This window comes from Sphingobacterium sp. B29, from assembly GCF_001952815.1.
Lineage (GTDB): Bacteria > Bacteroidota > Bacteroidia > Sphingobacteriales > Sphingobacteriaceae > Sphingobacterium > Sphingobacterium siyangense.
Genome location: NZ_CP019158.1, coordinates 2,506,613 through 2,528,793 on the forward strand (window position 1 = coordinate 2,506,613; position 22,181 = coordinate 2,528,793).

The window sequence follows — 22,181 nt, forward strand, 5'->3', positions numbered from 1 at the left end:
CTTGTTACAAATGATATGCTTTTCGTTTTTACACTAATAAGGATCAAAAACGAAATTTAATAAAGTTCAATCTTTCTATTGAATAATAATTATCACAATTTATCAAAGTCTAATTGTATTTTAACCCATTTTTTCACTATAAATGGATTTTTTTTTGTGAATTCTCAGTTTTGTGTGGAGTATTATTAAAGGATTATTAAATATTGTCGAATTCTAAACATATTTTGGTATAGTATTTTTATGTTTTATTTGAAAGTAGTGTTGTTGCTTTGGAGTTGTTATATTTATGTTAACTAAGCAGTAACATAAACTAAACAAACCTATGAAAACGCTCCAATTTAATGTGCCGACCATGCGAGGACAAAGTCTGACAATACAAGAAGATGTTTTAGAAACTTTTTATCCTCATTTTCATCGACATCAAGAAGCTCAATTAATGTGGATAAAACAAGGTAAGGGAGTTTTGATTGTGGAAGATACCTTACATCCTTTTAAAGAAAATGATATTTTCTTTTTGGGGGCGAATCAACCACATGTATTTAAGTCAGCCTCCCAGGACGGGTTTTCAAATGAATCTCGCTCTGTTTCCATTTTTTTCGACCCAAATGGAAAGCTTAAATCCCTATTTTCTTTGGAGGAATTTGAATCGCTGAATCAGTTTATTTATAATAACGCGAGAGGGTTTAAGGTCCCCGATTCATATTTTCCCCAAATAGCAGAGCGGGTTTGTTTATTAAAATCTGCGGACCAAATGGACAAATTGATGCATTTTTTCTATCTATTGCGATCTTTGGCAAATATATCCCGCGAAACAGAGGCACTCTGTAATGAGAGAGTAGAGGTGATTTTTGATGGAATTCATGCTTCAAATCGAATTAATATTATCTGTAACTATATCCGGGAACATTATCGGGATGAACTTACCTTGGAAGATGTTGCTGACCATGCCAATCTTACGCCACAGGCATTTTGTCGATATTTTAAAAAGCATTGCGGTGTTACCTTTGTCACCTACCTCAATAGAATAAGAGTCAAGGAGGTTTGTAACCAGTTAAATGAGGATCACTTGGATAGCGTTTCTTTTATTGCCTACAACTGTGGGTTCAATAGCATCACTAATTTTAATCGGGTTTTTAAACAAATCGTAGGCTGCAACCCGAAAGAGTACGTGCAGCAGTATAAACAAACACTTTACTCTGTTATTTAGTATAGGAAATTCCAATGAGGGTTTAGGCCTGGCAATAAAGTGGAACAGGGCTACTACCGATTTGGAAGCTGTTAAAGTGAAAGATCTGGTTTGCAGCGAGGCAACTTCGGTTGTCTCGCTGTTTTTTATAGCCCTTAAATCGCATCAGGAAATCGATATTTTGTTTACTACATTTTGAATTCAAATGTGCGTTTAAGACAGTTAGAATGTCTTCTCTTGTTGCCGACCAATAGTGGATCCCGTTCCATACACTGCAGACCTTTTGCAGGTAGCTAACTACCGGTTAACTCCACGACCAAGCTTAGGAATACCAAAGAGATCTGTAGCATGCAAGAATGGTAGGACTGAATTAATATAATTTTTTCGACGCAACTATGAATCAAATAGGTACTAATTTATCTCTTTTGACAGTGCTTGTTCAGTGCTCGTTCAGTGTTTGTTCAGTGCTTGCTCAGTGATGACTCAGTGTATACTGAACAATCAATGACCAATCACTGTCTAAAAATTGATTGAAAATTGTAAATAGTTAAACGTTGGTATACGTATGTATCTGCTTTAGTGTTTATCTTAATTATTTATAAACACAGGACCGCGGCAATGGTTAAAAAGGCGTGTCTCTTATTCCACAGAATATGCTCTCCAGCCTGCTGTTCTCAAGGCGCGAGCAAACTCAACTGAATAAATGTGGGATTGATGGTCAACCTGTGCCGCTTCCAAAATTGGGTTAACGTAATTTGGGCATTAACAAGGGCGGCGATCCAAAAAAGCAGATATACAAATAATAGTGGGCGAAAAAATAGGCATAAAAAAGGTTTTCAAACGGGGAGAATGAAAACCTTAAATAACCAATTATAAACCTAAATTATGATACAACAAAGATAGTGTGTTTATTACACTTTGTCAAGAGTTATTTCAAAAAAAATTAAATCTTTCTGAAAACGATACTCGAGTTGTGCCCACCGAAACCAAAAGCATTGCTCATCGCAGTCTGAACGGGTTTCTCTATTGGCTTATTGATTACAATTTGAATTCCCTCGGGAATATCGGGATCGATATTTTCGATATTAATTGTTGCCGGAATTACATTATTGTTGATGGATTTTATGGCAATGATTGCTTCGATAGCGCCGGCTGCCCCAAGTAAATGTCCTGTCATTGATTTGGTGGAACTGACCCATAGATTATTTAGGTTTCCAAAAGCTCGTTGTACGGCTTTAAGTTCGGCGATATCTCCAACTGGGGTTGAAGTCGCGTGGAGATTTAAATAGTCGAGCTCATCGGTATTAATTTTAGCCTCCTCCAAAGCCAGAGACATGGCTTTTGCTGCGGCTATCCCTTCGGGATGAGGCGAGGTCATATGGTAAGCATCTGCGGTCATTGAAGCTCCGACAAGCTCTGCGTAAATTTTTGCACCTCTTTGCTTGGCATGTTCATATTCTTCCAAGATGAGTGCTCCGGCTCCCTCACCCATAACAAAACCATCACGATCACGGTCAAAGGGTCTACTTGCAGTCTGTGGGCTATCATGCCGGCTCGACATGGCTTTCATGGCAGAAAAGCCGCCAACTGAAGCCGGGGTAATGGGGGCTTCGGAACCGCCGCTTATAAAGACTTTGGCTTTGCCGAGCCGAATGTAATTAAAAGCGTCCATAAAGGCCGTATTGGATGTGGCGCAAGCCGATACGGTCGTGTAATTGATTCCTTTTAAGCCATACTTCATTGAAATCATGCCTGAAGCCATATTGACGATAAGTCTAGGAACAAAGAAAGGGCTGAATCGTGGTTTATAATCTCCTGTTACGTAGCCTTCTACCTCTTTTTCGAAAGTTTCCATACCGCCCTGGCCAACACCCCAGATGACACCGATATCAAATGGATCCATGGTATCGAGATCTAGTCCCGAATCTTCCATTGCCTGCGCTGCACTGTATAAAGCATATTGCGTAAAGAGATCACTCCGTTTAATCTCATTTCTATCTAAGTATTTTTCAGGTTGAAAGTGTTTAATTTCACTTGCAATCTGTGTTCGAAACAACGAAGCATCAAAACGGCTAATAAGTGTTATGTGGTTTTCGCCTCGCAAAATGTTATCCCAAAATATGTCTATGTTTTCTCCCAGCGGGTTAATTGTTCCCATGCCAGTTATTACAACTCTTTTCATCTCTTTTTATTTTAATATAAACTTTTAAATATACCAATTGGTATTTGTTTTTGTAAAAAAAATTAAGCCTTAATCTCCCGATCCACCATTTCCTTCATTTTATCCAATACAATGGCAAGATCTTTTCCTCGTCCGGAAATCTTGGAAAGCAAGATTCCGCCTTCGACCATTGCCATAAAGGTGATGGCATAATTTTCAGCAGAAATATGCTGTTTAAATTCACCGCTGGCAACTCCTTCCTCAAGAATTAGAATTAACCGCTGTCTCCAAAGGTCAAAAGAACGTCTGACTTTGGGGGTTAAAAAAGATAGCGAATCATCGGCCTCCACGGCCGCATTCATCATGGGACAGCCTCCTGAAGCTGCGATATTTTTGAAATTGTCCTTATAGAAATCTAGAAAAGACAAAAGCTTCTTTAGCGATGTTTTTTGCTGTATAATCTGCTGATTAACAGCTTCTGAAATCTTTCTGCTCTGATAGGTATAGACATGGGTAGCTAGGTCATCCTTGTCTTTGAAATTACCGTAGATACTTCCTTTTGTTAAACCTGTCGCTGTCGTGATGTCCGAGAGCGAAGTTGCAAAGTAGCCTTTTTTATTAAAGATGGGCGCAGTCTTTTCAATGATATATTGTCGTGTCTGTTCTGCTTTTGACATGTAATTCCTGTTCTTTTAATGCAAATATAAAAAATACTTTTTGGTATATTAATAATTTCTGCAGGAATGCCTTAGAAATTGGTTTTATTTTGCCTTTGAAATGCGATAGGTACAGCGGGGGGCATTTTCGATGATGTATTCTGTTCTACAGATACGATATGCCGGACCGATGAGTTGCTGAAAATTATTCAGTTCTGAACGGCAAAATCCCTGACATTCGGTTGCTGCTGCACATATTGGGCAATGATTTTCAATGAGAAGATAATCGTCAGCCTCTCTTTTCCATTCTGCCATATAACCTTCCTCCGTTCTTTTTGCGGCTATAATTTCAAGTTTTTTTTCGATGGAGTCAATATCCGATAGTGCGTCAGTATATTTTTGATATACCTTAGACTCCCGATCACTGATAAGTAGATCCAAAGCATTCTCGCCAAGCACTTGTTTAATCGACTGCAACAATTGTACTGTAATGTCGGCGTGACTATCTGGAAATCGTGCCATACCCTGTGGTGAAAGACTGTAATAAGTCGAAGGGCGGCCTATACCTTCGCTCCGGGCATTGGAGACAATCAGGTTTTGATTCGCCAGGTTCAATAAATGTTTACGGGCCCCTTCTTTTGTTATAGCCAACTCTGTTGCAATCAAAGCTGCAGTGGCTTCTCGGCGCATTTTTAATAACATTAATATTCGATCAGCTGGATTCTTCTGCATTTGACAATAAAAAAGTTGTTTTATATAACATCATCAAAGGTAGTGTTTTTATTTTTTGTTCTAAAATGTGTTTAAAACACAGATTTATCCTTTTTGATTTATCTTTATGACTTTAATAAAACAACTATTTAGTTGTTTTATTAAATTTGATTCTCTAGTTTTGACTTATCATAAAAACACTAAAACTATGCACAAATTTCAATTACCCCTGTTAGCATATGCCTATGCGGCGCTTGAACCCTATTTTGATCGCGATACCATGACGATTCATCATCAAAAGCATCATCAAGCTTATGTTGACAATCTAAATAAGGCATTGGAAGGAACAGCAAGCGAAGCTGACGATCTATTGAATATATTAACAAGCGTAAGTAAATATAGCCCAGCAGTCCGCAATAACGGTGGCGGTCACTTTAACCATACGCTATTTTGGGAAATTTTATCGCCCAATCCAAAAACGGTACCCACTGGGAAGTTAGCCGATGAGATAAACGCCGCCTTTGGTTCTTTGGAAGAACTCAAAGCCCAGATCAAAAATGCTGGACTTGGGCAGTTTGGTTCGGGCTGGTCCTGGCTGTATGTAAAACATTCTGGCGCCTTAGCTATCGTAGCTACGCCCAATCAGGATAATCCGTTGATGGATACACAATCGATCGGCAGAGGTTTCCCTATTTTGGGGGTCGATGTTTGGGAGCATGCCTATTATTTGAAATATCAAAATAAAAGAGCCGATTATTTGGATGCATTTTGGTCGCTTTTGGATTGGTCTGTTGTTGAACAAAAATATGATGCTGTGATTGCAGGCTTGGTTTGATATGTTTATAAATAAAGTTGAAAACACGGGTATATTGGCTTTAGATCTAATTGATTTTAAAACCGATCTTGCTATCCTAAGTTTTGACATCAAAACATTGTTGTATCAGGAAGCAATCGTTAAAGAAAAAGAATTCAGAGAAGCTTTGGCGGCGGTGGACTGGTCTGCTTTTCGAAATAAGGCGGTTGCCATTAGCTGTTCTGTGGACGCAATTATCCCGCCTTGGGTCTATATGGCCCTGGCGGAAAAACTTCATCCTGTTGCAGCGTATTACGATTTTAAGGCGATGGAGGATTTGGAAGTGGACCTATGGATGCAGGCCTTGCAAGCGATGGATTTGTCGCATTTTCAGCAGCAAAAAGTTGTCATACGGGCCCGTCCTAATATTCCGGCGTCACTTTATATGTTAGCGACAGAACGATTGATTCCTATTGTTCAGACATTAATGTATGGTGAGGTTGGTATGCCAAAAGTTATTTTTAAAAAAGGGAAAGTATAATGAAAGCATTAATATTCAATGGCGCCTTGGAAAGAAGGCAAGAATCTACATCGGGAAAATTGTCACACTATTTTTCCGACCAACTGAACCAAAGGGGTGTTGAAAATACTATTTTTAATTTGGCTGATAGCGGAATACCCTTATTTGATTTGAGTCTCAATCGGGTGCCCAATGCTGTCAAGATTATGAATAACTTATTTCTTGAGGCAGATATACATTTTTGGTTGTCTCCACTTTATCATGGAAGTATTCCCGGGGTCATGAAAAACTGTTTGGATTGGCTTGAAGTCAGCGCTAAAAATAAACCGGCTTATCTGACGGATAAACATATCGGACTGGTTTGTTGGGCCGATGGTGTGCATGCACTACAGGGCATTAATGCAATGGATGCTATCGCGAAGTCGCTCCGCGCCTGGACATTGCCCTTTAGTGTGCCCATCATGAAATCTGCGCTTTTTGAGTCCGACAATCCAAATGTGCTGTCTTCGGCTTACCAGTGTAAGCTGGACTTGCTGATCGATATTGCTACGAAAAAGAGTAGCGGCTCTCGTTAATAAAAAAGCTCTCAAGTTATCGAGAGGCTTTTTTATTAACGAGAGATGTTTTAGCCTATATTTAAATAGATTAGCCAAACCCTATATGGAAAATTAATTTCAAAAAAGTAGAAGAATATCTTTAGCAATTCATCGAGGAGATATATCTTTGTTTTTTGGACCCGCCATTTGATTACGCGGTTTTCCGACCTATATTTTCTATTGTCGACTTTGAAGACGCCTCATCGACGGCAAATTTAGAGGTAGAGAGAAGTCTTTGACCACCATAAGACTTTCTTGTTACATATTATGAAACCATTGGCTGAAAAGGCCCCATTTAGTTTAATTGTTTAAATGATTAAGATATTGGATTAATGATGTTTCAGTTGAAAGAGTTAACGAAGATAATTGCCTTTTTTATAGCATACTTTACTGTACATGTTGTAGCTGCACAGAGTTTTTTGCCATTGGATGAAAATAAATATCGATCTGACGCGGAAAAGTTATTGCTGTCGAGTTCGGAGGACAGTGTGAAAGCAATGCAGCATTTTTATTTGGCAGATTACTATCGATTTAGAGATACGACCAAATTTTGGGATCATATGCAACAGGGGGAGCGGTTAGCCAAACCGTTCCGGAGCTTACAGGCGATGGGGGCACTTTACAAAAGCTTTTATTATGGGCAATTTCTGGATAGTAAAAATGCAGGAGTTGAAGCCCAACGATGTGTAGACCTCCTAGGAAATGTACAAAAGCCTTTTCAGCAGGGGCTTTTGGCCAAAGCTTGGTATAATCTGGGCTTAATTCGATTTCCTAAAAAAGGATTTGCTGATTTTCTGGATATCCTTAACGGGAAGTGTTTACCTTATGCGAAAGCACATGATCCCATCATGGAAGGTAGTATAAATACGATGATCGGCATGACGTTTATGTCGTCCAATCAGCTTGCAAAAGCTGATGAATACCATCAATTGGCCATAAAACAGCTCGAGCAGCAACCGCCGAGTGCTGCACTTGTGGTGGCTTATCTCAATACAGTCAGTAATTATTGCTATCAGGTGAAATCCAAAGAAGCAAGAGTACTGTTGGACAAAGTCAAACAGCTCCTGAACGATTATCCGAATTCTTCTCAATTACCCAACTACTATTACAATGAAGCGCTTTATTTTACCACAAGGCAACAGACTGATGAAGCCCTTCGCCTGTTGGATATCGGTTTGGATTGGTCGGTGAAAATGAACAATTGGAAATTATTTCAGATGATGCGGTTCAGAAAGTTTAATGTGTATCTCTTGCAGAAAAAATATGCTGATGCTAAACTGCAGTTGGAGGAAATCGTGAAAAATGGATTATTAACGCGAGATCTTTACAACAGTAAAATTGTGTACAGTCAACTGGCGGGTGTGAATGAGCTAATGGGTAATTATCAGGATGCGCTGAAGATGTCCAATATGGCAAATAAACTATCCGATAGCATTCAGAAGGTCCAATTGCTGGAAAAAATGAATGAGATGGAGACAAAATATAAGACCGTTGAAAAAGAAAAAGAAATTTTGAATCTACGCGCAGAAAAGGACCGTAACCAATTTCGGATTTTTTTCGTTTTGGGTATTGCCGTTTTGCTTTTTTGTATTGTGCTTTTTGTTGCTTTTTTCTATCGAAAACAACGGAAGCTCAATACACAGATTCAGCTCAATCACGAAATTGTGTTGGACAAATTGGCAAAGGAAAAACAGCTGCAAATTTCGGAATCTATGCTCAAGGGGGAGCAGCAGGAGCGTCAGCGTATAGCCCAAGATCTGCATGATAGCATAGGAGGTATGTTAACAGGTCTAAAATTTAAGATTGCCGGCGATGTAGCAAAGAGTACACTCTTGACTGATGAAGTGCCGCAGAAGTTGAACGACATCTTAGGCGAAGTAAGGCGGATATCCCATAATCTAATGCCCGAATCGTTGCGTCAGTTTGGATTGATAGCAGCATTGGAGCAATTGTGTCTGGCAATGAAAAATAGTCATGTTTCGATCCAATTTGAAAACTATGAACCTGAATTGAATGTGGATTTTCAAAAAGGATTGGCCATATATCGAATTGTTCAAGAGGCTATTTCAAATGCATTAAAGTATGCAAACGCGGATGCAATTATCGTTCAGGTAAGTAAATCGGACGAAGTACTGCATATCCTCGTAGAGGATAATGGCAAAGGCTTTGATTCCGCTGTGTTAAATTATGGATTGGGTTTAAATAATATGGTCAATAGAGTGAAATGGATCAATGGATCAATTGATATTCAGAGTAAACTTGGATCCGGAACTCAAATCGAAATTGGTGTAACTGTTTAAATAGGCTGAGTCATGAAGATAATTGCAGTGTTAGACGATCATCCTTTATTGTTGGAAGGTGTTGCCTCTTTTCTCAATAATCAGGATGGGTATCTTGTATATCCCTTTTTGGAAGAAATTACGTTAATTGAATTTTTAAAGGTCACGAAAGCGGATCTCCTACTTATGGATATGCAACTGTTGCAGACAAATGGAGTGGATGTCTGTACTCAGGTGAGGAAACTGTTTCCTATGATTCCTATTGTTGCATTGAGCAATTTGGCCGATGGTAACCTTATTGTTCAGTTTATGCAGGCAGGTGGAAATGGCTATATCTTAAAGGATGTTAGCAACGAAGAATTCCTGGGCTGTGTACAGCTCGGGCTGGACGGTAAAGAAGCAATTTGTGATCGGGCACAAGAACTTTATCGTGCTGCAATTTCTACGATCAGCAGCCTGCCCAGGCTTACACAACGTGAAAAAGAGATTTTGACGTTGATCTCTAATGGACTTACTACAAACCAGATTGCCGAGCGTTTATTTTTAAGTCCAGTTACCGTGGAGACGCATCGGCGCAATCTCCTAACTAAATTTAAAGTTAAAAATATGATTGAACTTGTACAGCTTGCGATGAAACATAAGTTGTTGGGACTCGAATAGAGACCGCTCTTAGTGTTCACCGTAACCGACGTCATCAAGCTTACCTTTGAAGACCCTAAATTGGATAATAAAATAGGCAACCACCAGAATTGCTGCAAACATAAACCAGCCTAAACCTACTGAAAGACCATATTCATGTGCTGCAGCATTTTGAATCGTCAAGGAAGGATTTACGTCATTCGTTGAGGGCAATAATATAGGGAACATGGAAGCAACGGTCGTGGCAAAACTCCCCAGTATAAACAGGGATGAAAATAGGAAGCCAATACCATCTTTCTTAAAGGCTTTGATCCAAAATTGTCCAAGTAATCCAACGGCAGCAATCAAAGGAAATATCCACAACCAATAATGATTTTGAAGATTGTTTAAGGAGATGGGTTTCACATAATGCCATACATAGGCCGATAGTAGTACGAGAATAAGCAAGACAAAGTTGAGTTTAAAAACAATATTCTTTAATCTCGTATTTAGTGTGCTGGATGTTTTCAGAATGACCCAGCCTGCACCGTGGATTGTTAATGTAACGACGGCAACTAAACCTAATATGATGGTGAACCAGTCTATAATGCCTTGATGTTGGGCTAATGGGTCAAATGTCGGATTCCAAAGCGCTAAAAAGAAATAATGTGGCTCTTGGGTCGATACACCATTTTCTACCATACCTAGGTTTACTCCGCGAACGACATTGCCTAGGGCGGCACCAAAGAAAAGTGCCAACAACAGGCTTGCTAGACCAAAAGCTTTATCCCATAAAGCCTCCCAAAGACGATGGTGAACCTGACCTCTGAGTTCAAGACTTATCGCTCTAAAAATAAGCAACCATAATACAAGCATGAGCGGCAAGTAAAATCCACTGAAAGAGGAGGCATAAAGTGTTGGGAAAGCAAAGAATAGGACACCACCCGAAGCGATGAGCCAAACTTCATTGGCATCCCAAAACGGCCCAATCGCGTTAGTAACAGCTTTTTTCTCCTGTTCGGATTTAGCAAAGAATAGATGGACGATTCCCGCCCCAAAATCGTACCCATCGAGTACGATATAAATTCCCAGCATGAAAGTTAATACGATAAACCAGAATATTTCCATAGCTAATTAGGTTAATGCAACTGTCGTTTCAGGCCCTTTTCTAATGATCTTCAAGACTAACATCAGAAATAACAAACCCAAAAGAATGTATAAACCGACGAAGCCGAGAAAGGTAAATAATGTATTTCCAGAAGATACGGTAGGGGATACACCGTCTACCATACGCATGAGATTATAAACTAGCCAAGGTTGTCGTCCCAGTTCCGCCGTATACCAGCCTGCAGTATTCGCGATGTAGGGGAAAGGAATCATAAACATAATGATCCACAACAACCATTTCGTTTGATACAACCTGTTCCGCCAAAGCAGTAGTGCTCCAAGGACCATAATGCCAATGAATATGGTACCCAAACCTACCATGATGTGATAACTGTAATACAGTCCGGGCACGTTAGTTGGATGTAAAGATTGGTCAAATTCATTTAATCCTTTAATTTCTGCATCCCAACGCTGGTAGGTCAGGAAGCTCAATACATTCGGTACGGCTATCTTATTGTCCAATTTTTTGTTTTCCATGTCCGGTTGACCGATCAGAATAATCTCTGATCCGCCTTTCTCAGTTTTGAAAATTCCCTCCATGCCAGCAAAGGCTGCTGGCTGATATTTGACTACGTTTTTGGCTGCAAGGTCTCCTGTAGGAAACGCCAGCATAACGGAGGAAATAGCGCCAAAAATAACACCGCTTTTAACGAATATCTTTCCAAACTTACTATGCCTGTCACTTAACAGATAGAAGGCTCCAATAGAAGCAACGAAAAACGAGCTGGTCACCAATGAAGCGGCTTGATTATGTAGATAAGATGGCCATAACCATGGATTACTGAATAATGCACTAAAATTGTTCAGTACAAATTTGCCATTTTCAAGAATCTCATACCCAACAGGATGCTGCATCCAGGAATGCGTGGCGATAATCAGGAAACCACTGGCCCAAGATCCAATAAAGACCATGAGTCCGGATAAAAAATGGAGCTTATGCCCCAGCAACTTTTCTCCAAAAAGAAACATCCCCAGAAATGAAGATTCCAGGAAAAAGGAAAACATACCTTCCATGGCTAAGGTCTGTCCGATAATACCCCCCGTAAGTTCAGAAAATTTGGCCCAGTTAGTACCAAACTGAAATTCCATGGGAATGCCTGTCACAACGCCCATGGTGAAATTAAGCGCAAAGATTTTCATCCAAAACTTGGAAGCATGGTTGTAGTCTTCATTTTTTGTTTGCAGAAATTTCCATTTGAAATAGACGATCATTAAGGATAAACCCATGGTCAATTGAGGGAATAAATAATGGAATGTAATTGTAAATGCGAACTGAAGTCGATTATAGAGAATCATATCTTCCATGTAGCCGAAGTTTTGGTTAAAAGACAGTTAAATATAGCCATTTTATTTGCGTATATATCCATGAAACTGTTTTATTTTTTGATAAAATAACTGGTTTTTTATTGTTTTCTGTCCTAAGTGTAAAATCTGAAACTCAACACAAGGCATCCACCGCAGTAATCTCTTTTTTATCTTATCTTCGTCCGAATTTAAGATAACGGTGGAAGGGTAGAAGAGCATTAGGGAAATGAAGAAAGTGCTAATTTTGATGGGTGTTTTATTGATCCCCATACTTTTTATTATACTGAATAATACGGGCCGGGGAACAGTCGCTAAAGATAATATTGTGTTTCGGGATAAATTATCTGATTACAATTTATTCAAGGGCAAAATTGCTGATCTTGTTCCAAATGACCAGGGGGTCTCTTATGAATTAGCTTCGGCCCTATTTACAGACTATACCGATAAAAAGCGTGTCATCTTTCTTCCTAAGGGAGGAAAAATGATCGCCACAGACGATGGTTTGCCCTGCTTCCCCGATGGTACCATCATTGCCAAAACTTTTTTTTATCCTCCGAGAGATGCGGTAGGGGACTCGAGACAGCGGCTGCTTGAAACGCGGCTTTTGATTCATAAAGACGGACAGTGGAATGCAGCTACCTATCAATGGAATGCGGCCGAAGATGAAGCTTTTCTGTTGATGGACAGTGCTTCCGTGCATGTCTCCTTTTTGGACAATAAAGGTGTTGAGCGACAAACAAATTATATTATTCCTTCCCGAAAGGATTGTATGGCATGCCATCGACAAGGAAATCATTTGCTCCCGATAGGTCCGAAGATCAGAAATCTAAACCGGATAATCGTTCACGATGGTGACAGTATCCAGCAACTGGTCCGGTTGACTCAGATGGAGGCTCTCGATCTGAAATCGTTCAAAGTTTCCAATAGTTTGCCCGGTTATGAGGATATTGGTCAATCGACTGCAAATCGTGCCCGAGCTTATCTCGAGATCAATTGCGCCCATTGTCACAACCCTAAAGGAACGGCTTATATGACCATGCTGGATCTGAGGTATGAAAGCCAGTTGAATGAAACTGGGATTTGGTTAAAACAAGCTAAGATTATTGGACGGATGTCCACATTGGGAGAGATGCATATGCCTCAAAAGGGGACTACTGTACTTCATGATGAAGGAATACTGCTGATTAAAACCTATTTAAAAACACTACAATAGAATCTTCTTGCTTATCCCTAATCGACAATCTTTTAAGCCTGCCAGCTCGCTTTTATAGCCCCGCTGCATATCCTATTTATTTCTTTTAATAAAATCTATAGAATTAGTAGATTATATTAAAATTACTTCTATATTTGTGAGAAGATAACAGGTCGCGAATGAAAACATGTATTACTTTTCAGCGTGGCGAATTAACACATTATTATGGAACATATCAATATTAGTAAAAGCACATTTTTCGTAAGTATTACTGTAAAGTCTTTGAAGGCTAAATCCCCTGATGTAAGAAAGATGCGAATGTGCCATATAGGATAATTTCCCTTATCTTTTCTCAAACTGACAGCAGGGGAGGCGCTCGCTTCCCCCCATGTCTTCAAAATAAAAACAAGTTTTCGATTGGCGTTGGCACTTGTTCGTATTCACCATTAACACTTTATCTATGAAAAATCTTAGGGTACTCCGGTATTCTACCTTGTCGCTATGTTTACTATTATCTGGCGTTGGGCATCAGGTATATGCGCAAACAGATGTCAGACCGATTATCAATGCATCCTTATCGGGATATGTATATGATAGCCAGCTTAAACAACCTCTTGAAGGCGTAACCATTCAACTCGAAGCCGTAACTCACGTTGTTACAACAGATCAAAAAGGTTTTTTTCAAATTGTAACGGGACAGAAATTACCCTTTTCGATTACACTCTCGCGCATTGGTTACAAAAAAAAGACCGTGTTAGTTTCCGAATCTCCCACGAAAATTGAATTGGATCCAGTTACACAGGACCTTGATGAAGTGGTCGTTGTTGGCTATGGAACGCAGAAAAAAATCTCGTTGACCAATTCAGTCGCCAGTATTGATGGTGATAAACTGACGAAAAGACCGGTTTCTAATACGCAGCAAGCTTTACAGGGCCTATTGCCGGGGGTAACTGTGCAAGACCTTGGTGGAAAACCAGGACAATCAGCTGCCAATATTCGAATCAGAGGACTGACTACATTTAATACCAATTCGAGCAGCACCAGTGGATATGATCTCAGCAAGAATAATGCTTTGGTCATCGTGGATGGAATTGAACAACCCTGGTCCAAGTTAAACCCCAATGATATTGCCTCAATTTCAGTCCTAAAGGATGCGGCTTCCACGGCGATATATGGATCACGCGCGACCAACGGTGTAATTATTGTAACCACCAAAAGTGCAAAATCTGGACATGTTGTGATTGATTATAATGGCTATTACGCTTTACAGAAATCAATTAATAAGCCCAAGCAGATGGATGCCGTATCCTACCTCCAATTGCAACAGGACGCCTACCGTAATGCGGGACTGGCGGTACCAGCGCGATTTAGTGACGAATCCATTACGGCCTACCAAACGGCAACTGATCGTGAAAAATATCCTTTACCGAATACATGGTTTGACACGCTGTTGAAAACAGCTCCTCAACAAGATCATGCCTTGTCATTCGCTGGTGGAAATGAGATCCTGCGCTCCAGATTGGCCGTTCGTTATAACAAGCAGGATGGTATTATTGAGCATTATGGTGCTGAATTGGCGGATATCCGGCTAAACAACGATTACAAAGCAACCTCTTGGCTTAATTTTACGGGAAGTATAAACTATCGATATAGCAAAGCCGCCGAGCCCGGACGTGATCCGATCAATAACTTTCTCCATGGCTCGATGTGGGTGGTGCCTAAATATGATGATGGTACCTACGGATTAAGTACGCAAGGAAATAATCCTTTAATGTTGATTGAAAAAAGTGGTTTTAAAAAGGTAAATGAAAACTACCTAAGCTCCATCGTTAAAACAGACATTCAATTAGTGAAAAATTTGTTGTTTACTTCCCAATTTGGTGTTAGGGTAAACTTCAACAACAGCAAAACCTTTTTGAACGCTTTTGACAATAAAGACCGAAATACAGGGATAGTAAAGAGTTTTCCGATCAATTCGTTAACCGAAATTCGTGATAATAGCAGCGAGTATACATGGAACAACCTGTTGACCTATCAGTTGACGACCGGGCCAAATCATATCAAGGCATTAGCTGGGTATTCACAGATTCACAATTACCAAAAATATCTTACGGCCTATCGCGAACGATTCTACAACAATGACATTACCTCTATTGGACAGGGGGCTGACGACGCTACAAAAAATAATAGCGGTTATGATGTGCAGTATGGCTTGCGTTCTTTTTTTGGTCGGATAAACTACGATTGGAGGGGCAAGTACCTGCTTGAAGTGAATGGCCGCTATGATGGTTCATCCCGTTTTACGGGAGACAAACAATACGGTTTTTTCCCTTCGGCATCAGCTGGATGGCTACTATCCAAGGAAGAGTTTTGGAAACCCATAGGGAATTGGTTGAACGAATTCAAGTTGCGTGCTTCCTGGGGAAAGACGGGAAACCAATCTGTCGACTTGTATAGTTATTATTCGGCCTTAATTGCAGCAGGATATGATTTTGGGGGTAAATCTGTACAGGGGTATCGGCTGGACAGTTATGCCAATCAGCAATTGGGTTGGGAGTCTACGACACAGTATGACTTGGGTTTGGATGCCGCTTTCCTAAACAATCGCTTGACGTTTACCTTGGATTATTATAACAAGGTTACCGACGATATTTTACTGAATCTGGATATTCCTGCCGTTTTGGGATTAAAACCTTCACCCCAAAATGCTGGTACGGTACTGAATCGTGGCTGGGAATTTAGTGCAAATTATCAGAAAAGACCAAGCGCTCCTGGGGCTTTTGCTTATCAATTAAATGCAAATTTTAGTATCAACCATAATGAAGTAACAGATTTAAAAGGTACAGGACCCTATATCGCGGGGTCGGATATCGACCCAAGGTATATCATTGCCAAAGGGCTCCCGATCAATACCCTTTGGGGATATAAGACCGACGGTATCTTTCAGTCTGCGGAGGAAATTAAAGCTTATGGTGCTACGTATGCCACCAATACGAAGCCCGGAGATGTGAAATATGTGGATTTGAATGGCGACGGTATTATCAATGCAAATGACATGGCCGCCATCGGGAATTCCTTTCCCAAATATACGTTCGGAATTAATGGGAGTTTCAGTTTTAAAAATTTTGATCTTGATCTCCTTTTTCAAGGAGCAGCGAAAGTTGATACGCGATTGTCCGGTGCATTGGCGGAGATGGGAAATCAGGAAGGATTTACACATGAAATATTTACAGGCAATTATTGGACACCAACACATACCGATGCACGCTTTCCGCGTGTGGTCAAATATGATTTGCGCAATGTCGCAACGTCGGACCGTTTAGTGGTCAATGGTTCTTATCTGCGTTTGAAAAATATACAGGTTGGGTATACAATACCCCTAAATGCAATCGGAAAGACAGCAATCAACAAACTACGGGTATACCTATCCGCGACAAATTTATGGACAATTTCAAAATTGAACGAATGGAATTTGGATCCCGAAGCGGAATCTGGTAGAGCAGTATATTATCCGCAAACTGGACTTTATACACTGGGTGTGAATTTGACCCTGTAGTGTGATTGTTACTATACTATTTAATTGAGGACTCATGAATTTTTACAAATATCTATATCAAAGAGGAAACTGGATTTTCAGTTTCGGACTGTTTTCGCTTATGCTGATGGGCTGTGATAAGAATCTGTTGGATGCCGTACCAACTGATCGTCTGTCGGAGAATATATTTTGGAAGAGCCAAGCTGACGCCGAGCTGGCGGTCAATGCGCTCTACAATGATCTTGATGGAGCGGAAATCTTCTATTCGGATGCATTGACGGATATAGCGCATGTCAATCAGCCTTTCGCTGTGGATGCGTATATCGAGCTTGGTACTTATGACGCTTCAAGCTCCCGATTGTACAATACCTGGAGTAGTGCCTATAAAGGAATCGGTGCGGCCAATTACTTTTTGGCGAATGTTGGTAAAATCGAGGGCAGCCGGGATGAAGCACTAATCGCCAGATTTATCGGCGAGGCTCGTGTGTTAAGAGCCTATCAATATATCAAATTGGCCTATTTATTTGGCGGGGTACCTTTGGTAAAAGCGCCGCTGACCTTGGAAGAGGGAAGGGCGGTACAACGCGCCGACCTTAAAGAAATTTACGATTTTATTGACACCGAATTGGAACTGGCTGCGGCAAGTTTGCCTGAAAGCTACTCCAGTAACGATGTGGGGCGCATAACCCGTTGGGCCGCATTGGGCCTGAAAGCACGGTCAGATTTATACGCAGGGCGATTTGAAGCAGCAGCAAAAGCCGCAAAAACGATTATCGATAGCAAACGATTCGAGCTTTACCCCCTGTATGCAAATCTCTTTACGTATGCGGCTGAAAATAACAAAGAGGTGCTGTTGGATAAGCAATTTCTGGAAAATATATACACACAAAGTGTTTTTAACCTCTTAGCCCCCTATAGCCAGCAAAATGGGCAGAGTACCTATGTGCCTACCAAAGCCTTGACAGATAGTTACGAGACTTCAAGTGGGTTGGTTATTACGGATACCAATAGTGGTTATGATCCCAAAAATCCCTCTAAAAATCGCGACCCGCGGCTTGCTTTTTCAATTTTTTTGGATGGCGATCCGCTTCCCAATGGCGCTATTTTTCATCCTGCACCCAATAGTGGGACTGCTGATGCTGTGGGGAGTACTTATATTGCTTCCACAACAGGTTTCAATATAAAGAAATATATCGATAAAAAAGATTTGGCAAACCCCTCAAAAAGTGGGTTGAATATCATGCTACTGCGTTATGCCGAAATATTATTGACCTATGCGGAAGCAAAGATTGAGCTCGGCGAAATTGATGGCAGTGTTTACGATGCCATTAACCAAATTAGAAATTCGCGCACTGATGTAAAACTTCCAATAATAAGTAATCAAGTAAATCAGGAACAACTTCGCCAGTTGGTTCGTCGCGAGCGTACGGTGGAACTGGCATTTGAGGGATTGCATCTCGCGGATATAAGACGATGGAAAACTGCTGAAAAGGTAGTTCCTGGTAAAGTGTATGGCATCACCTATCAAAATAATAACGGAGAGGCAGTTGTCGTTGAAGCAGCCTCCGAAAGCCGTGTTTTTGATGCGAAAAAGCATTATCTCTGGCCCATCCCACAACGGGAAATTAACCTCAATCCGAATCTAAAACAGAATCCAAATTGGTAAAAATTGTTATCTTGTGACACGATTCCAATTAACTCATACAAATATGATGCGATACACTAAACTTATGACCTCTATGGCTTTATTTTTACTGGTGGCTTTTGCCAATGCCCAGCAAAAAAAAGCCTAATATTATCTTGATTCTGACCGATGATCTTGGTTATAGCGACATTGGTTGTTATGGAAGTCCGAATATCTCAACCCCTTTTTTGGACTCGATCGCCAGTAAGGGCGTGAGAGCAACAAACTTTATGGTTTCTACGCCCTCGTGTACACCGTCAAGAGCTTCTTTATTAACCGGAAGATATGCTTCCCGTTATAATCTTCCTGCACCGATCGGTCCAGGGTCAAATTTAGGCTTGCCTGACGATGAGGAAACGATTGCCGAATTATTAAAAAAGGTAGGCTATAGAACTGCGTTAATCGGGAAATGGCATTTAGGGGATAAACAGACTTACCATCATCCTAATCAACAAGGCTTCGATTCTTTTTATGGCATGCTGTATAGCCATGATTATCGCGATCCTTATGTAAAAACAGACTCTGTCATTAAGATCTTTAGGAATCGGAAACCTGAAGTCGTTGCGCCCGATGATTCGGACCTGAGCGCACTTTATCACAAAGAAACAGTGAAGTTCATAGAAGACCAAGATAAAGATCATCCATTCTTTTTATACTATGCGCATAATTTCCCGCATCTTCCTTTGGCATTTGCCAACAAAAAGAACCGATTTGCAGATCAGCAAAATGCAGGCCCACTTGGTGCGGTGATGCAGGAGTTAGATCATAATTTTTCGGAGCTCTGGAAAACGGTTGAACGAAAAGGCCTTGCCGATAATACCATTTTGATTTTTTCAAGTGACAATGGTCCCTGGATATCCTATCCATCGCGGATGTCTGATGATCATGCCACAAAAAATTGGCATGTTGGTACTGCTGGAGTCTTCAAAGGTTCGAAAGCCGAAACAACAGAAGGTGGTGTTCGTGTGCCTTTCATTGTTTATGGCAAAGGCTATGCACAAGAAGGAAAAGTTATTCGGCAGGCAATTAGCAACTTGGATGTATTGCCTACGATAGCCAAATGGACTGGTGCATCCTTGCCGAAGAAATCCATTGATGGCCAAGCGATCGATTCTTTGTTGAATGGGAAATCGGAAGATTTAAAAACAGCACACAGACCGATATTTTTAGTGAATTATGGACATGTTGAGGCTGTTCGGTCAGGTGACTGGAAGTATCGGCGGGTAGCAGGCGGAGTCAATCAGATTTCGGGCAAACCCTATGATGCTATTGAAGAATTACATAACATTGCCTGGGATCCGAGCGAAAGAACAAATATTTTAAAGGATTATCCAGAAAAAGCGGCGGAATTGCGCGTATTGTTTGAAAGCTTTGATGGGAGTATGAAATAGGTAGGCGTAACGACAGCCTAACATAAACAAGGCGGACCTTATTTCCTAAGGGCCGCCTTGTTTTTTATACAGTTGCAATAGATTTAAAGCAATTCAAATTCTTTTTCTTTTACATCGCGACTGTTCGGACCAATATAGACTTTGAAATTCCCTGGTTCGGCAACATAATTGAGGTTGTTGTCGAAGAATTTAAGATCGTCTACTTTGATGTTAAAGTTTACGGTTTTTTGTTCTCCTTTTTTGAGGAATATTTTTTGAAACCCTTTTAATTCTTTTACGGGACGAGTGACAGAGCCAACTAAGTCCTGGATATAGAGTTGCACCGTTTCTTCCGCATCATAATTTCCGGTATTACTGATGTCGATACTTGCTTGAAGAGTACCTTTATCGTCGATTGTGTTGCGGTCAAGACGGATGTCACTATAGGTAAAAGTTGTATAACTTAATCCATAACCAAAAGGGTAGAGCGGGGAATTGCTTACATCCAGGTAATTTGATTTGAATTTTTCAAAATCACCCGAGTTTCCATAAGGTCTGCCGGTATTTTTGTGTGCATAATAGATCGGAATCTGACCAACATTGCGTGGGAAAGTGGCCGTAATTTTTCCTGAAGGAACGACATCCCCAAATAAAACATCGGCTACTGCTTTTCCTGTTTCCGTTCCGCCAAACCAAACGTTTAATATTGCGGGTACGTGAGCATCTTCCCAGGTGAGCGTTAGCGGCCTACCTGTAAACAATACCAGTACAACTGGTTTTCCTGTTGCTAATAGTGCTTTTAACAGATTTTGTTGATTTTTCGGAATATCCAGTTCTGAGCGACTGGAGCTTTCACCTGACATTTCAGACGCTTCACCAAGTGCGGCCACAACGACGTCGGATTGTTGGGCAACTTTCAGGGCATCAGCAATGATCTCTTCTTCTTTTCGGGAATCGCGTGCGATGGTACGGCCGAACATGGTTGCGTGGTTTTGGTAAATCGGATCCTCCAACAGATTACTTCCGAGATGGGTGAGAATATTTACTTTGTTGCCTAACACGGCCTTCATTCCCTCAACTAAAGAGGCTGTTTTGTCCAATTCAGCACTGACACTCCAGGTTCCGGGCATATTTGGACCTGAATTGGCTAATGGGCCAATGACAGCAACTGTTCCTGTTTTTTTTTAATGGAAGCACTTGGTTTTCGTTTTTCAACAAAACAAATGACTTTGCTGCAATTTCCCGGGCTTTGGCATGATTGGCAGCCGATCCGATCACAGTTTTTGCACGTTTTTCGTCACAATAGCGATAAGGATCGTCAAATAAGCCTAATTTATACTTGGCTTCCAAAACAAAACGGCAAGCCCTGTCAATATCTGCAATTTTGACTTTTCCAGCATCCAAAGATTTTTTTAGCGTCGTCAGAAATCCTTCACCGACCATATCCATATCAACCCCAGCATTGAGGCTTAAGGCAGAAACCTGCTGAAGGTCACCGAGGCCGTGTGCTGTTAATTCGTTTACAGCAGTGTAATCGGTTACGACCAATCCTTTAAAGCCCCATTGCTTGCGTAAGACATCAGTCATTAACCATTTGTTTGCCGAGGCAGGGACTCCATTGATATCATTAAAAGAAGTCATAATACTTCCCGCTCCAGCATCTAATGCCGCTTTGTAAGGCGGTAAATATTCATTGTACATGCGGTGGAGGCTCATATCTGTGCTATTGTAGTCACGGCCACCTTCAGCGGCACCATATAAGGCGAAATGTTTAACACAGGCCATCATGGTGTTGTGTGCTGCCAGGTTATCCCCCTGGAAGCCATGGACGATGGCTTCGGCTACCCGAGAGCTTAGATAGGTATCTTCACCTGCACCTTCGGAAATACGACCCCAGCGTGGATCGCGCGAGATATCTACCATGGGCGAAAATGCCCAATTAATTCCATCGGCGGTCGCTTCTTCGGCTGCTATACGTGCAGATTGTTGAATCAGGTTCATGTCCCAGGTAGCGGCAAGACCTAAAGGAATTGGGAACACCGTACGATACCCGTGAATAACATCCATCCCAAAGATGATGGGTATTTTTAACCGGGATTGCTTGATCGCTATTTCCTGTGTTTTGCGGATTTTCGCTGGTGTACTCATGCTGAAAATCCCACCGATTTGACCATTTTTAATTTTCGCTTCTACTCCCGTGGATACTGTGGTTCCGGTCGTCGCTTCACCACCGGTGACCAAATTAAGTTGTCCAATCTTTTCCTCGACAGTCATCTTAGCCATAAGCTGATTAATGAACGTGTCCATTTTCTGATTGGATTGCGCTGGACTTGTATGCCAGGCGATCAATGCAAGAAGGAAAGTGCCTACTACTTTTTTCATCGTATTATTTTTTTGTGCGCATGGAT

At 40.9% G+C, this 22,181-nt stretch carries 15 protein-coding genes and 1 pseudogene; 10 read left to right on the forward strand and 6 right to left on the reverse strand.

Annotated features, from left to right (window positions below):
- Positions 1–322 precede the first annotated feature (322 nt).
- Positions 323–1,207 carry an AraC family transcriptional regulator gene (locus BV902_RS10405; protein ID WP_075991864.1) on the forward strand — a complete coding sequence of 295 codons (885 nt, stop codon included), beginning with the start codon at positions 323–325 and terminating at the stop codon, positions 1,205–1,207.
- A 922-nt stretch (positions 1,208–2,129) separates the two neighbouring features.
- Here BV902_RS10405 and fabF read toward each other — a convergent pair.
- From fabF to BV902_RS10420, 3 genes are all read right to left on the reverse strand, one after another.
- Positions 2,130–3,368 carry a beta-ketoacyl-ACP synthase II gene (gene fabF, locus BV902_RS10410; RefSeq protein WP_075991865.1) on the reverse strand — a complete coding sequence of 413 codons (1,239 nt, stop codon included), beginning with the start codon at positions 3,366–3,368 and terminating at the stop codon, positions 2,130–2,132.
- A 62-nt stretch (positions 3,369–3,430) separates the two neighbouring features.
- The gene (locus BV902_RS10415) at positions 3,431–4,024 is read right to left on the reverse strand and encodes a TetR/AcrR family transcriptional regulator (protein ID WP_075991866.1); all 594 of its coding nucleotides are present in this window, start codon (positions 4,022–4,024) and stop codon (positions 3,431–3,433) included.
- An 84-nt stretch (positions 4,025–4,108) separates the two neighbouring features.
- Positions 4,109–4,735, reverse strand: a complete 627-nt coding sequence (locus BV902_RS10420; protein ID WP_075991867.1) for a helix-turn-helix transcriptional regulator — start codon at positions 4,733–4,735, stop codon at positions 4,109–4,111.
- A gap of 187 nt (positions 4,736–4,922) precedes the next feature.
- On the opposite strand from BV902_RS10420, the gene BV902_RS10425 reads away from it, so the two are divergent.
- The 5 genes from BV902_RS10425 (at position 4,923) to BV902_RS10445 (ending at position 9,562) form a co-directional block, all read left to right on the forward strand.
- Entirely contained in the window at positions 4,923–5,549 is a 627-nt protein-coding gene (locus BV902_RS10425; protein ID WP_075991868.1) for a superoxide dismutase, read from the forward strand.
- 1 nt (position 5,550) lies between these two features.
- Complete coding sequence (locus BV902_RS10430; RefSeq protein WP_075991869.1) at positions 5,551–6,048, forward strand: DUF2480 family protein; 498 nt, start codon at positions 5,551–5,553, stop codon at positions 6,046–6,048.
- Positions 6,048–6,602 carry an NADPH-dependent FMN reductase gene (locus BV902_RS10435; protein WP_075991870.1) on the forward strand — a complete coding sequence of 185 codons (555 nt, stop codon included), beginning with the start codon at positions 6,048–6,050 and terminating at the stop codon, positions 6,600–6,602. Before BV902_RS10430 ends, BV902_RS10435 begins: the two co-directional genes overlap by 1 nt.
- 353 nt (positions 6,603–6,955) lie before the next feature.
- Entirely contained in the window at positions 6,956–8,923 is a 1,968-nt protein-coding gene (locus BV902_RS10440; RefSeq protein WP_083663556.1) for a sensor histidine kinase, read from the forward strand.
- 12 nt (positions 8,924–8,935) lie between these two features.
- Entirely contained in the window at positions 8,936–9,562 is a 627-nt protein-coding gene (locus BV902_RS10445; RefSeq protein WP_075991872.1) for a response regulator transcription factor, read from the forward strand.
- 9 nt (positions 9,563–9,571) lie between these two features.
- Here the strand turns inward: BV902_RS10445 and cydB are convergent, their stop codons facing one another.
- Both cydB and BV902_RS10455 read right to left on the reverse strand, forming a co-directional pair.
- A complete protein-coding gene (gene cydB / locus BV902_RS10450) occupies positions 9,572–10,648 on the reverse strand; it encodes a cytochrome d ubiquinol oxidase subunit II (protein WP_075991873.1) in 1,077 nt (358 codons plus the stop codon).
- A gap of 6 nt (positions 10,649–10,654) precedes the next feature.
- Entirely contained in the window at positions 10,655–11,992 is a 1,338-nt protein-coding gene (locus tag BV902_RS10455) for a cytochrome ubiquinol oxidase subunit I (RefSeq protein WP_075991874.1), read from the reverse strand.
- 226 nt (positions 11,993–12,218) lie between these two features.
- On the opposite strand from BV902_RS10455, the gene BV902_RS10460 reads away from it, so the two are divergent.
- From BV902_RS10460 to BV902_RS10475, 4 genes are all read left to right on the forward strand, one after another.
- Positions 12,219–13,205 carry a hypothetical protein gene (locus tag BV902_RS10460; RefSeq protein WP_075991875.1) on the forward strand — a complete coding sequence of 329 codons (987 nt, stop codon included), beginning with the start codon at positions 12,219–12,221 and terminating at the stop codon, positions 13,203–13,205.
- 439 nt (positions 13,206–13,644) lie between these two features.
- Positions 13,645–16,740, forward strand: coding sequence for a SusC/RagA family TonB-linked outer membrane protein (locus BV902_RS10465; protein WP_075991876.1), 3,096 nt, complete (start codon positions 13,645–13,647; stop codon positions 16,738–16,740).
- A gap of 34 nt (positions 16,741–16,774) precedes the next feature.
- A complete protein-coding gene (locus BV902_RS10470) occupies positions 16,775–18,385 on the forward strand; it encodes a RagB/SusD family nutrient uptake outer membrane protein (protein ID WP_216640453.1) in 1,611 nt (536 codons plus the stop codon).
- A gap of 104 nt (positions 18,386–18,489) precedes the next feature.
- On the forward strand, positions 18,490–19,794 hold the full coding sequence (locus tag BV902_RS10475) for a sulfatase-like hydrolase/transferase (RefSeq protein ID WP_157626000.1): 1,305 nt from the start codon (positions 18,490–18,492) through the stop codon (positions 19,792–19,794).
- Between the two features lie 83 nt (positions 19,795–19,877).
- Here the strand turns inward: BV902_RS10475 and bglX are convergent.
- Positions 19,878–22,155, reverse strand: a pseudogene (gene bglX / locus BV902_RS28665) (beta-glucosidase BglX).
- Between the last annotated feature and the right edge of the window lie 26 nt (positions 22,156–22,181).